This window comes from Tenacibaculum sp. Cn5-46, from assembly GCF_022347705.1.
Classification (GTDB): domain Bacteria; phylum Bacteroidota; class Bacteroidia; order Flavobacteriales; family Flavobacteriaceae; genus Polaribacter; species Polaribacter aiptasiae.
This window is the reverse complement of sequence record NZ_JAKRGD010000002.1, coordinates 397,329-409,840: the sequence shown is the minus strand read 5'-3', so window position 1 is coordinate 409,840 and position 12,512 is coordinate 397,329. Positions and strand designations below refer to the sequence as shown.

Annotated in this window: 12 protein-coding genes; 3 read left to right on the top strand and 9 right to left on the bottom strand. The window is 29.9% G+C overall.

The window, feature by feature from the left end; translation table 11 throughout:
• Positions 1–24: 24 nt before the first annotated feature.
• From MHN29_RS05810 to tyrS, 6 genes are all read right to left on the bottom strand, one after another.
• Positions 25–576: a DUF2911 domain-containing protein gene (locus MHN29_RS05810; RefSeq protein WP_235274295.1), complete on the bottom strand. Its 552-nt coding sequence runs from the start codon at positions 574–576 to the stop codon at positions 25–27.
• A gap of 78 nt (positions 577–654) precedes the next feature.
• Complete coding sequence (locus MHN29_RS05805; protein WP_235274296.1) at positions 655–1,899, bottom strand: PepSY domain-containing protein; 1,245 nt, start codon at positions 1,897–1,899, stop codon at positions 655–657.
• Positions 1,900–1,963: 64 nt separating this feature from the next.
• Positions 1,964–4,312, bottom strand: a complete 2,349-nt coding sequence (locus tag MHN29_RS05800) for a TonB-dependent receptor (protein WP_235274297.1) — start codon at positions 4,310–4,312, stop codon at positions 1,964–1,966.
• Between the two features lie 33 nt (positions 4,313–4,345).
• Positions 4,346–5,392: a transporter gene (locus tag MHN29_RS05795; RefSeq protein ID WP_235274298.1), complete on the bottom strand. Its 1,047-nt coding sequence runs from the start codon at positions 5,390–5,392 to the stop codon at positions 4,346–4,348.
• A gap of 87 nt (positions 5,393–5,479) precedes the next feature.
• Complete coding sequence (locus MHN29_RS05790) at positions 5,480–5,797, bottom strand: hypothetical protein (RefSeq protein ID WP_235274299.1); 318 nt, start codon at positions 5,795–5,797, stop codon at positions 5,480–5,482.
• A gap of 366 nt (positions 5,798–6,163) precedes the next feature.
• Positions 6,164–7,456 (bottom strand): tyrosine--tRNA ligase, encoded by a 1,293-nt coding sequence (tyrS, locus tag MHN29_RS05785; protein WP_235274300.1) that lies wholly within the window; start codon positions 7,454–7,456, stop codon positions 6,164–6,166.
• Positions 7,457–7,518: 62 nt separating this feature from the next.
• On the opposite strand from tyrS, the gene MHN29_RS05780 reads away from it, so the two are divergent.
• Positions 7,519–8,520 (top strand): NAD-dependent epimerase/dehydratase family protein, encoded by a 1,002-nt coding sequence (locus MHN29_RS05780; protein ID WP_235274301.1) that lies wholly within the window; start codon positions 7,519–7,521, stop codon positions 8,518–8,520.
• On the opposite strand, the gene MHN29_RS05775 is transcribed toward MHN29_RS05780, so the two are convergent.
• From MHN29_RS05775 to MHN29_RS05765, 3 genes are read right to left on the bottom strand one after another with little or no spacing between them, the layout of a single operon-like run.
• On the bottom strand, positions 8,510–8,965 hold the full coding sequence (locus MHN29_RS05775; RefSeq protein WP_235274302.1) for a DUF4296 domain-containing protein: 456 nt from the start codon (positions 8,963–8,965) through the stop codon (positions 8,510–8,512). The two genes, MHN29_RS05780 and MHN29_RS05775, sit on opposite strands and share 11 nt — an antisense overlap.
• On the bottom strand, positions 8,966–10,300 hold the full coding sequence (locus tag MHN29_RS05770) for a dihydroorotase (RefSeq protein WP_235274303.1): 1,335 nt from the start codon (positions 10,298–10,300) through the stop codon (positions 8,966–8,968). It lies immediately after the preceding gene.
• A gap of 2 nt (positions 10,301–10,302) precedes the next feature.
• The gene (locus MHN29_RS05765; protein WP_235274304.1) at positions 10,303–11,025 is read right to left on the bottom strand and encodes a polyprenol monophosphomannose synthase; all 723 of its coding nucleotides are present in this window, start codon (positions 11,023–11,025) and stop codon (positions 10,303–10,305) included.
• A 51-nt stretch (positions 11,026–11,076) separates the two neighbouring features.
• On the opposite strand from MHN29_RS05765, the gene MHN29_RS18335 reads away from it, so the two are divergent.
• Entirely contained in the window at positions 11,077–11,751 is a 675-nt protein-coding gene (locus tag MHN29_RS18335) for a DUF4271 domain-containing protein (RefSeq protein WP_370630565.1), read from the top strand.
• Positions 11,752–11,763: 12 nt separating this feature from the next.
• Positions 11,764–12,510 (top strand): uroporphyrinogen-III synthase, encoded by a 747-nt coding sequence (locus tag MHN29_RS05760; protein WP_150898313.1) that lies wholly within the window; start codon positions 11,764–11,766, stop codon positions 12,508–12,510.
• The last annotated feature ends 2 nt before the right edge of the window (positions 12,511–12,512 follow it).

The window sequence follows — 12,512 nt, the reverse complement described above, 5'->3', positions numbered from 1 at the left end:
TATGAGGCTTTTCTTTTAAACTGTCTATTCGTTTTTACCTTTTATTGGTAGCGATACAATTGTTTTATCCCAACCTAAATACATTGTCAAATCGTTTTCTTTTCCTTCAAAAACAATTGAGAAATTTTTAATCGCTTTTTTGGTTTTAGAAACTTTAGCTTTTACTCTTATAACATCATCACTTTCATTATAAAAAAACGCTCCCCAAACATTTAAAGCAGTATTTAAAATTATTGTCCATTCTTTATCTCCTGGAATTGTAAACATTGAATAGGTTCCTGCTTCAACTGTTTTTCCTCCAAAATTCACATCTTTATAAAAAGTAATTTCGGCTGCTTCATTAGCTCCTGTTCTCCATATTTTTCCATTAGGGGCTAATTTTGACAAAGATCTCTTCTTTAAATGCGGACGACTATAAATCACTTTAACTAACTTATCTAATATTCTAGATTTGCTAGGATACATAGCAGCGTCCATTGGACTCTTGTCTAATTTTGGAAAATTTTGTGCATTTACTTCATTTGAGAAAACTAAAGTAATTACAAAAACTAAAACTGTTAAAATAGTTTTTTTCATGAGGTACTTATTTAAGGTGAATTCTAATTATCAAAATTATATAAGCTAACGTAAAAATTCACTAAAATTATGTAAAATTTATTCATCTAAAAGTATACCAGACTTTTTTGATATGAATTCAAAAGCTACAATTAGTCCTAAACTAATTCCAAAAAGAGGTAACAACAATCCTAATAATAGTAACAAAACTATAACAACTGGACCAATTGTAAACTTTTTAGAAACTTTAGGAATTCCTAATTTCCCTTCAGGTTTTCTTATGATGTATGAGACTATTGCTCCAACACTCATAATAGTTAATAAGATTGCAACTCCAAACATTAACCACCAATTCCAAACTCCAAACTGACCTTGGTGAAATGCCATTACCCACATTCTTCCTCTCATTAAAAAACCAACATCGCTCCAATTATGCTTTTTTATTAACTTACCTGAATATTGATCAAAATGTAACATTTTTTGAGCTTCTAAATCAAATGTTTTGTTAGAAACACTAAACGTACTCTGAGCATTTTTAGGAAGCCCTATACTTACTACTCCTTTCAGGTTTTGCTGCTTTGCAATTGTAACCATTTCATCTAAAGTTAAAGCTTTATCTGAAACAACTGATATTAAACCTCTTCCACTCCATGTTTTCGGATAACCTGTATTTGTGAGTTTCTGTATTTTCTTAAAATTAGCACCAAAAACATCTGTCCATGGTAAGCCTCCAGCCAAAGTAATAAGCAATAATCCCGAAATCCAAAATCCAATTACTGCATGTAAATCTCTAAACAAAATTCTTCTTCCTTCTTTGAACCGAATTGTAAAAATTCCTTTTATACCTCTTTGAAATGGCCAACAAACATACAATCCTGTTATAATTAATACTATCATCCAACTAGCAATCAATTCAACTAGTTTTGTTCCTATTTTACCTCCTAATAATTCTCCGTGCAACTTTCTAATTGAATACATCCAAGTATCTTTTGGAGAGAATTTCCCAGAAACCTCAGCTGCATAAGGATTAACAAACAATGATTTTTTATGACTAAATCTACCCGAAACAAACTCAGTAGCTTTTTCTGAATTTAAAGACAACACCATACCATTGGGCTTCTTCTTCATTTGATTCTTTGCTATTTCCCATTGTTGTTGAAAAGAAATTGGTTTTTGAGATGTAATTTCTACATTTTTAAACTTCTCTTTGGCCTCTTTTTCTATTTTGGGATTAAACAAATAAACCGCTCCTGTTATTGACAAAATCAATACAAAAGGAAGTGATATAATTCCAGCAATAAAATGCCATTTCCACAACCACTGATTTAATTTTCTATTTTTCATCTTGAATATTTTTTAACCTCATAGCTTTACTACTATGAGGTTAATTTTTAGCTATCGCTTACTATTAAAAGTTATATTTCACTCCAAAATGAAATGCTCTTGGATTACCAATACTATACGTATTTTGCTTACTCCATCTACTGTATGAAGCTCTAACTGCATAAAGCTTATCAAAAATATTCAATGCTTGTCCCCAAATTTCAAACTGCTTGTAAGTATAATTTGCTCTAAAATTGAAAATGTTATGCCCTCCATATGTAGAAGTTCCTAAAATGTCTCCTCCAGAAGTATCTTTTCCTATTACAGCTTGCCCTTCAAAACTTGTGTTATATTCTCCAATTTGCTCATGCTCTAACGTTAAAAGCAAATCAGATATTGGCTTATAATTTAAAGAAGCTGTACTTATATAATTAGGAGCTGTTTGCATATCTGTATTAGAATAATCTACATTGTTTTCAAAAAATGATAAGTATTCATGTGTAGCATAACTTCCACTATAATTAACAAATAAATTAGGTATCACATTATATCGTAGTCCTAATTCTACTCCCATAGAACGTGTTTTTCCTGCGTTTTTTTGAATAAAATTTCCTGAAGTATCTCTAATAGAAACTAATCTATTGATACCATCTAATTGGTATACTGCTATATCTACCTTTAATTTCGACGGTATTGAATAATATGCTCCTAGTTCGTAATTATGAAATTCCGCTGGTTTTAAAGTAAATGCATTCCCTGTAGTATTCTTCCCATTTCTGAATAAAGTTCCCACTTGTGGCGGAGTAAATCCTTTTGAGTAATTAGAATAAATCCCCGCCCTCTTTGTTAAATTTAGATTTACTCCTAGTTTAGGTGAAAAGTTTGTATAGGTTACTTTAGTATCTTGAACTCCAGAATTAGCTTCATCTAAATTATCATAATCATATGTAAAACCATCGTAACGTAAAGCTCCAGTTAGTTTTACTTTTTCTATAGGTGAAATTTCAAATTGCGCATATCCTGCGTAATTAAATATATCTGCTTGATATTTTAAGATATAATCTCCATTTTTAACCGAATAATCAATATTTTGAGCAGTCGCTATATCTACAACAACATCGATATTTTCTGCCTGATAGGTTTGAGGTGAAAAATCGGTAGTTGCTCCAACTATTAAACTAGAATTAGCAAAATTAAAATCGATTTTATGCTGAATCAAACCTACATAACTTTTAAATTTATTAGAATTGATTTCTCCTCTTCCAGTTCCATCTAACACACCACTAACTCTATTTTGTCTAATTCTGTATGATGGTATTTGGTTCATTTCATTATTTCTGTAAATGAAATTGAACGATGTTTTATTAGATTCATTCCAATACTTATCTATTGTAGAACGAAACCTAAATGCTTTAGCTTCTCTTTCTGTAAATGTTTGATTACTTTCATAATTTCCATCTGTATAATTTTTCTCTGAAATAGAACCAGACATATCAGATCTATAATCGATATAAGTTAAGCTATTAGTCCATTTTAAACTTTCAGAAAAATCATTTACATTTTTAAATGAGACTGCTGTTTTTTCATAATCTGAATGTCCAACCACTCCATTATCTCTACGTATATGATGTCCCCCCACATAAAAACCATACTTTTCGTTTACTGTTGTAGAGGCTTCTAGTTCGTATTTTGTTAGTCCCAAATCATTTATCTGATACCCAACAGAACCTCCAAAGTCTTTTCTAGGATTTTTAGTAATAAAATTGAAACTTCCTCCAATAGCTTCACTTCCATAAATACTCGATGCTGGTCCTTTTAACACCTCAACTCTACCAAAAGTTGTATTGTTCATTTCCAATAATGCATTGTGATTAAACACTGCTACTGGACGTATTGGCAAACCATCTTCTACATACAAAAACAACGATTTTGTTGATATTGGCGAACGTGTTGCCATAAAATGTTGTTCGTTACTAGAAGCTTTTGATGTACTCATAAACACCCCTGGCACTTGATTTACTAATTGTTCTATTCCGAAAGCTTTGGTTTCTTGAATTTGTTTTTCAGTTAGTAAACCTATAGATGCCGAAACTTCTTGCCTCTTTTGTGTTTCTCTACTTGCTGAAACGATAACCTCTTCTAAACTTTCTATTACTTGCTTTAAAACAATAAGGTTATTATTGCTTAACTGCATTTTTTTTGTTTCATAACCTATACTTGATATTTGAACAGTTCCTTCTTCTAATTTTATAGAGAAGTTTCCTTCAATATCTGTTATGGTTCCTTTGTTTTTATTTGTTAATGATGCAACTGTAGCTCCTACAATTGGATTATTTTGATTGTTTACTACTTTACCTTTGAATATTGTTTGTGAAAAACCGTTAAATATAGGCAATAGTAACCCTAGGCATATAAATAATGCTTGCTTTTTCATAATGAAAAATAACTTGATATGTTTAATTAAAATCTATAAAGAATACTGTAGTCCCGCTGTAATTGTTTCTTTATTTTTTAACTGAATTCCGTTTAAGTTTTGATATAATGGAGTACTAAATTCAAATCCGAATCGAAGATTTTTTAATGAACCTTTAAAAGCATATACATTAAAACCTAAACCTCCATTGATAAATTTCCCTCCAGAATTCATTGTATCTGCAGTAGTAACCATCATAGGATTTAAATTAGAGTTTCTTCCATTAATTGAACTTACAATTAACCCTTCTAAACGAGCTGAAAAACTTAACCATTGATGAGTTTTAACTGCAAACCAAGAATTTAAGCTGTAACGATTTCCTAAAGAATAATCATACTCATTTTTCCCAAAACGATATGTTGCTTTTAACTGACTTCCCCAAGAAACAGTTTCTGCTTGCCCTAAGTATGTTAATCCTAAATCTGCATCATAAGTTCCACTTCCTATTTGCATTGGATATGGTAATTGAATTTTATTTGGATTTGACATAGGTGTTACATCTTTTGCATTTAATTCTCCTGTAGGAATAGAAATACCAACATTAGCGTGTAACGAACCTCTATTTTCGTTGATAAACTTATATAACATCCCTAGTTTTATATCTCCTAAACCAGACGAAGAAGTTGAAAAAGGCATGATCATTCCAGTCATCATGTTGCGCATTTGTAAATCCATATCGTTTTCAATATAATTTACCATTGCCATTAAAGTAACTTTATCAGATGGTGCATACATAGCTCCTAGCATATGCATTTTCATTGGCATTGAAAGTGGTGTAACCATATAGCCAGCATTATGTGCTTCTGTATTCGAAATAGCGTCACTTCCTTTTTGTAACCCCTCCATATTCATATACATAAATCTATACGAAAACATTACCTCTCCTTTATGGTGGTAATGGTCTCCCATTACACTTATTGGTGCATGACCATCTGGCCTATTAGATTTCCATTCGTTTTTATGTTCAGTTGCTTCTTGAGCGTTTATTATTTGTGATAAGGATATAAGAATCCCTGTAAAGATGATTTTTGATAATTTCATCAGTTATGTTTTTAAATTTTACAATAGTATTTTAGGCTATTTATCTATAAGACAAATAGCTTTTTATTAAAGGCGTTTATGTAAAATTTATACCGTAGGTGGATGGAAGATTGTATTTGAAAATAAATAAGAATACTTATTATTGTAAGAAAATAATTGTTTTGCATTATTAAAAAGAACTTTTTCTTCTTTTACTGAAAGTAATTCAACAAAACCTATTGGGTATTCTTCTATATTTATTCGTAACGATTTAAAATCATCATCTTGTTGCTTTTCTAGCTTTTTCATTAATTGACATTTACCATTACATCCTAGGTCTGGTTTGTCTTTATTAATACACAAAACCTTCGATATATAATCGTAGTTTATTGCGTACTCAACAAACGGTGTTATTGGTCGTAACATCGCAATTGTGTACAACAAAACAAATAAATATATGCTTAGTTTTTGTAACAAAATGATTTTGAAATCTTAGAAGTGCAAAGATACTTCAAGTTGTTTTTTTTCTCAATAAAAAGAGCTATAAATATTATTTTAATTTGTTCTAAATAAATTGCTATATTTGCACCAGATTTTAGAAATATGATTGTCTTTTATACTGAAAATAAAAAGGTTACACCAATTGTTCCTATTCAAAAAGAAACAGCATGCTCTACAGCTTGTGCGTCTAACTGTATAAAACCTAAAAGTAAGTGTTGCAATAAGTACCAAAAAAAAGGCATCAACTGTAAGCGATGCCCTTTAACTTTTAATGTAAAAATAGCTTCTTAATTAAGCTACTTTTAATAAGAAATAACTCTTTTTTCCACGTTGTAATAATACATACTTATCAGCAATTAAATCATTTGCTGTAATTACGTAATCGTCTTTTACTTTTTCTTTATTAACAGAAACTGCATTTTCTTTTAAAGCTCTACGTGCATCTCCATTAGATTTTAAAAAGCTTGTTTTTCCTGCTAAAGCATCAATCATAGATAATCCTTCTGAAATATCTGACTTAGATACTTCTGCTTGTGGTACTCCATCAAAAACATCTAAAAATGTTTGCTCATCTAATGATTTTAAATCTTCTGCAGTAGACTTTCCAAATAAAATATTAGAAGCCGCTATTGCCTTATCATATTCTTCTCGTCCATGAACTAATACAGTAACTTCTTCTCCTAATCGTTTTTGTAAAATACGTACGTGTGGCGCTTCTTTATGTTCTTCAACTAAAGCATCTATTGTTTCTTTATCTAAGAATGTAAATATCTTAATATACTTTTCAGCATCTTCATCTGATGTATTTAACCAGTATTGGTAAAATTTGTAAGCTGAAGTTCTTTTAGCATCTAACCATACATTTCCTCCTTCAGATTTTCCAAATTTAGAACCATCAGACTTTGTAATTAATGGACATGTAATTGCATATCCTTTTCCTCCACCAATTCTTCTAATTAACTCTGTTCCCGTAGTAATATTACCCCACTGATCAGAACCTCCCATTTGTAAAGTTGCTGAATTTTCTCTGTAAAGGTGTAAGAAATCATATCCTTGTACCATTTGGTAAGTAAACTCTGTAAAAGACATTCCTTCTTTAGATTCTGAACCAATTCGGTTTTTTACAGAATCCTTAGCCATCATATAATTTACTGTAATGTGCTTACCAACATCACGAATAAACTCTAAAAATGAAATCTCTTTCATCCAATCATAATTGTTTACTAAGATAGCAGCATTATCGGCATCAGATTCGAAATCTAAGAAATGTTGTAGTTGTGCTTTTACACATTCTTGATTATGACGTAATGTTTTTTCATCTAATAAATTACGCTCTGATGATTTTCCTGAAGGATCACCAATCATACCTGTTGCTCCACCAACTAAAGCAATTGGTCTATGCCCACATCTCTGATAATGTGCCAATAACATTATAGGAACTAAGTTACCTATGTGAAGTGAATCTGCTGTTGGATCAAAACCAACATAAGCACTACGCATTTCCTCTAGTAAATGCTCTTCTGTTCCAGGCATGCTATCGTGTAACATTCCTCTCCATTTTAACTCTTCAATAAAATTTTTCATCGTCATAAATTTATCAGTCAGCAAAGATAACTTTATCAACCAAAAAAAGCTAAATTCGCTTTATGATTTTAGTTACTGGGGGAACTGGGCTTGTTGGCTCACATTTATTATTCAATTTAGTTCAAAAAGAAAAAGCTATAAGAGCTATATACAGAACTAATGAGAAAAGAGAGTATGTAAAAAAAATATTCTCTTATTATACCGATGATGTTGATCAATTCTTTTCTAAAATAGAATGGGTAATTTCAGATATTACTGATGTTTTTTCACTTGAATCCGTTTTCAAAGGTATAACTGAAGTATATCATTGTGCTGCATTGGTTTCTTTTGACCCAAAAGATTATAGAAAAATGCGTCAAGTTAATATTGATGGTACTGCCAATATGATTAATTTTTCTATTGAGAATAATATTGAAAAATTTTGTTTTGTAAGCTCTATTGCTGCTGTAGGTGATTCTATAAATGGTAAACCTATTAATGAAGAAAATGAGTGGTCGGACAGTAGTGATAATAATGATTACTCTATTACAAAATATGGTGCTGAAATGGAGGTTTGGAGAGGTAGTCAAGAAGGATTAGATGTGGTAATTGTAAACCCAGGTGTTATTTTAGGAAGTGGATTTTGGAGTGAAGGTTCTAGCAAATTATTCTCACAAGTTTATAATGGCTTTAAATTTTACACTGAAGGGGTTACTGGTTTCGTACACGTAGAAGACGTTGTAAAAACTATGATACTATTAATGGAATCTAATATTAAAAACGAACGTTTTATTTTAGTTTCAGAAAACAAATCGTTTAAAGATATTTTATTTTCTATTGCTGATGGATTTAATAAAAAAAGACCATCTATAAAAAGCAGTAAATTATTGATGGCTATTATTTGGAGACTTGATTGGCTATTAACCAAATTAACTGGAAAAAAACCTTTATTAACTAAGAATTCAGCTAAATCGTCACTTAATAAATCTTATTATACTTCTCTAAAAATTGAAGAAGCATTAAATTTTAAATTTGCTAAAATTGATTCAGCTATTTTAAAAATTTGTAAAGACTTTATTCTTTAATTTCTTTACTTATTTTTTTATTCTTAGATAGTTTTTCGTTTTTCTCCTCTAATTTTAATGACATCTTTTTTTGAGGCTTAGTTTTATTATTCAATGAATCTTGAATTCGTCGTTTCTTTAAAATTGACTTCTGAATAGAATCTATTCTCAACTTTACTTTTCCAAGAATAACTGTATACTCTTCGATTTTAGAAGTATAGTAATCATTACTTTTATCAAATCGAGTACTATCTATCTTATACTTCTCATACACCAGAAAAACATAATTTTTTTCCTTTTTTAAAAACTTATTCTTAACGTTTTTAGCTGATGAAGCGATATACATATCGGTTAACAAGGAAATCATAGAATCCTTAGGTATTAAATCTTTAGGCTTTTTGTAAATAGTATTACTAGTACAAGAAGCTAAAAATAAAAGAACTGTTATGTATAAAATTTTTTTCATTTATTTATTGAATTCTAATCGAGCTCCTTTTATCTGCTCATCAAAAACACCGTTATCGTACATTAAGTTTCCATTGACAAAGGTATGAGTTATTTTATTTGAAAACTCGGTTCCTTCAAATGGAGACCATCCACATTTGTATAGTATATTCTCTTTAGAAACCGTCCATTTTTCGTTATCAACTAGCACTAAATCAGCATAGAATCCTTCCTTTATAAAACCTCTTTTATAAACTTTAAAAAGTTTTGCCGGATTATGACACATTTTCTCAACAGCCTTTTCTATAGGTAGTACTCCTTCTTTTACTTTCTCTAAAATTGCTAAAACCGCATGCTGAACTAGAGGTCCTCCACTTGGTGCTTTCGTATATACATTATCTTTTTCTTCTAAAGTATGAGGAGCATGATCTGTAGCTATTACATCAATTCTATCATCCAATAATGCTTTCCATAACCCATCTTTATCTTTTTGAGTTTTTACCGCTGGATTCCATTTTATATGCGTTCCTTTTTTATCATAATCAGCATCTGTAAACCATAAATGGTGCACACAAACTTCTGCTGTAATTTGTTTTTCTTCTAAAGGAATATCATTTCTAAATAAATGAGTTTCCTTTTCAGTTGATAAATGAAAAATATGTAAACGTGCTCCTGTTTTCTTTGCTAGTTCTATAGCTTTTGAAGAAGAAAGGTAACAAGCTTCTTCACTTCTAATTATAGGATGATATTTTATAGGAATATCTTCTCCGTATTTTTCTTTATACTCAGCAGTATTTTTTCTTATTGTAGCCTCATCTTCACAATGCACAGATATTAGCATATCAGTTGAAGAAAAAATCTTTTCTAAGACTTCTTCATTATCTACTAACATATTTCCTGTAGATGAACCCAAAAATAATTTAATTCCTGCTACATTTTGAGAATCCGTTTTTAACAACTCTTCTAAATTATCGTTTGTTCCTCCAAACATAAAAGAGTAATTAGCATATGAAGTTTTTGATGCTATCTGAAACTTTTCTTCTAATAATTCTTGAGTAGTTGCTTGTGGCACTGTATTAGGCATTTCTATAAAAGAAGTGATTCCTCCAGCAATTGCAGCCTTACTTTCTGTTCCAATATTTGCTTTATGCGTTAAACCAGGCTCACGGAAATGCACCTGATCATCTATCATACCTGGAATTAAATATTTTCCTTCAGCGTTGATTACCTCAGCATCGGACGTATTAACAATTTCCTCAGAAATTTGTTTTATATAATTTCCTTCTATTAAAACATCTCCTTTGAAAACCTTGTTTTCGTTAACTATGTTTGCGTTTTTAATTAGATATGATTGCATAATTATTTTGGTAATCCTTTTAACCTCATTTTTATAACACCAAATAGAGCTTCTGATATAATCCCTCCACTCATTTTTGATTCTCCTAAAGTTCTATCAGTAAAGATAACTGATACTTCTTTTATTTTAAATTTATGTTTCCACGCTTTAAACTTCATTTCTATTTGAAAAGCATATCCAACAAACTTAATTTTATCTAACTGAATTGTTTCTAATACTTTTCTTTTCCAACATACAAAACCTGCAGTTGTATCATGTACTGGAATTCGAGTAATAAAACGAACATATTTAGATGCAAAATACGATAATAATACTCTACTCATTGGCCAGTTAACCACATTTACCCCAATAGAATAACGTGAACCAATAGAAACATCAGCACCATCAACAGCACAAGCTTTATACAACCTATTCAAATCTTTTGGATTATGAGAAAAATCGGCGTCCATTTCTATAATATAATCGTAGCCTTTTTTTATAGCCCATTTAAATCCATGAATATAAGCAGTACCTAAACCATTTTTCCCTGTTCTTTTTTCAATATAAAGCCTCTCTGCAAACTCTTCTTGCAAACCCTCAACTATATTTGATGTTCCATCAGGTGAATTATCGTCAACAATTAAAATATCGAATTCTTTCTCTTGGTTAAAAGTTTCTCGAATTATTGCTTCTATATTTTCTTTTTCGTTGTATGTAGGAATTATAACTAAAGCGTCTGACTTCATGTAATTTTCATCTAAATCTGGGCAAATATACACTAAATAATCACTAATTTTGTGTTAATTAAATACGATAAAAAACAAATAATATTGCAAGCTATTGAACGTACAATAACCAATGATAACTGGATTACTCTAGTAATTCTTTTTGTTATTATCTTATTAGCTATAATGAAATTAATTAAGCCCAATAAGCTATTAGGATATGCTTTGGCTTTTTTTACTCCTGGTTTTTTTCAAAAAAAAGTTCAGAATAATGTTTCTATATATTCACCTTTTCATTTGTTATTGTTTTCTTTTTCTTCTATTGTAATATCATTATTTCTATTTTTTGTATTTACTCCAAAAATTTATGATCAAAGCTTTTTAAATTACCTAATATTACTCTCTATTATTAGTCTTTATTTCTTTATTAGAAGATTACTAGACTTTACTTTTTCTAACATTTTAGGTTTATCATTAGTCACAAAATATTTCTTATACACGAAATCTGGTTACCTTTACACACTAAGTTTATGGCTATTTCCTGCTATAATTCTCTATCAATATGCCTTTAAGGAAAACTTATATTTACTCAGTTTTTTCCTTATTTTATTTGCTTTCAGAGGCTTTTTAATTTTACTTAATAACAAAAGATTAGTTATAAGTAAGTTGTTCTATTTTATTTTGTATTTTTGCGTCCTTGAAATAGCACCGCTATTAATTCTTTATAAAACAACAACAACTACGTAAAGAGAAAGTTATATGAAAGTTAAAACTATTTTAGTGTCTCAACCTGCTCCTAAGACAGAAACCTCTCCTTATTTTGACTTAGCTGAAAAACAAAAAGTAAAAATTGATTTCCGCTCGTTTATTCATGTAGAAGGAATTTCTGTAAAAGAAGTAAGAGCTCAAAAAATTGATTTAAACAATTATACAGCAATTATTTTGACAAGTAGAAATGCTGTAGATCATTACTTTAGAATAGCTGAAGAAATGCGTTTTACTGTTCCTGATGATATGAAGTATTTCTGTCAATCAGAAGCTGTTGCATATTATTTACAAAAATATGTAGTATACAGAAAGCGTAAAATTTATGTAGGTAATAGAACATTTCCTGAATTAACTAAGTTAATTAAGAAACATAAAGATGAGAAATTCTTATTACCTTCTTCTGATAAATTAAAGCCGTTAATTCCTACCGAATTAGATAAATTAGGTGTTGATTGGAAACGTGCTGATTTATACAAAACTGTTGTAAGTGACTTATCTGACTTAGAAAATGTTTTTTATGACATCTTAGTATTCTTTAGTCCTTCTGGTATTGATAGTTTATTTAAAAACTTCCCTAACTTCAAACAGAATGACACAAGAATAGCTGTTTTTGGTAATACAACTATTAAAGCTGTTAAGGATAGAGGATTGCGTGTAGACATTGCTGCACCAACTCCAGAAACTCCTTCTATGACTATGGCTTTAGATAAATATATTAAAGAAGTTAACAAAAAGTAAAA

Bases quoted from the DNA above. Each gene is read 5' to 3' on its own strand.
- MHN29_RS05810 (WP_235274295.1), bottom strand. From the start codon at position 576: ATGAAAAAAACTATTTTAACAGTTTTAGTTTTTGTAATTACTTTAGTT.
- MHN29_RS05795 (WP_235274298.1), bottom strand. From the start codon at position 5,392: ATGAAATTATCAAAAATCATCTTTACAGGGATTCTTATATCCTTATCA.
- MHN29_RS05770 (WP_235274303.1), bottom strand. From the start codon at position 10,300: ATGCAATCATATCTAATTAAAAACGCAAACATAGTTAACGAAAACAAG.
- MHN29_RS05805 (WP_235274296.1), bottom strand. From the start codon at position 1,899: ATGAAAAATAGAAAATTAAATCAGTGGTTGTGGAAATGGCATTTTATT.
- MHN29_RS05775 (WP_235274302.1), bottom strand. From the start codon at position 8,965: ATGAAAAAAATTTTATACATAACAGTTCTTTTATTTTTAGCTTCTTGT.
- MHN29_RS05800 (WP_235274297.1), bottom strand. From the start codon at position 4,312: ATGAAAAAGCAAGCATTATTTATATGCCTAGGGTTACTATTGCCTATA.
- MHN29_RS05765 (WP_235274304.1), bottom strand. From the start codon at position 11,025: ATGAAGTCAGACGCTTTAGTTATAATTCCTACATACAACGAAAAAGAA.
- MHN29_RS05760 (WP_150898313.1), top strand. From the start codon at position 11,764: ATGAAAGTTAAAACTATTTTAGTGTCTCAACCTGCTCCTAAGACAGAA.
- tyrS (WP_235274300.1), bottom strand. From the start codon at position 7,456: ATGAAAAATTTTATTGAAGAGTTAAAATGGAGAGGAATGTTACACGAT.
- MHN29_RS05780 (WP_235274301.1), top strand. From the start codon at position 7,519: ATGATTTTAGTTACTGGGGGAACTGGGCTTGTTGGCTCACATTTATTA.
- MHN29_RS05790 (WP_235274299.1), bottom strand. From the start codon at position 5,797: ATGTTACGACCAATAACACCGTTTGTTGAGTACGCAATAAACTACGAT.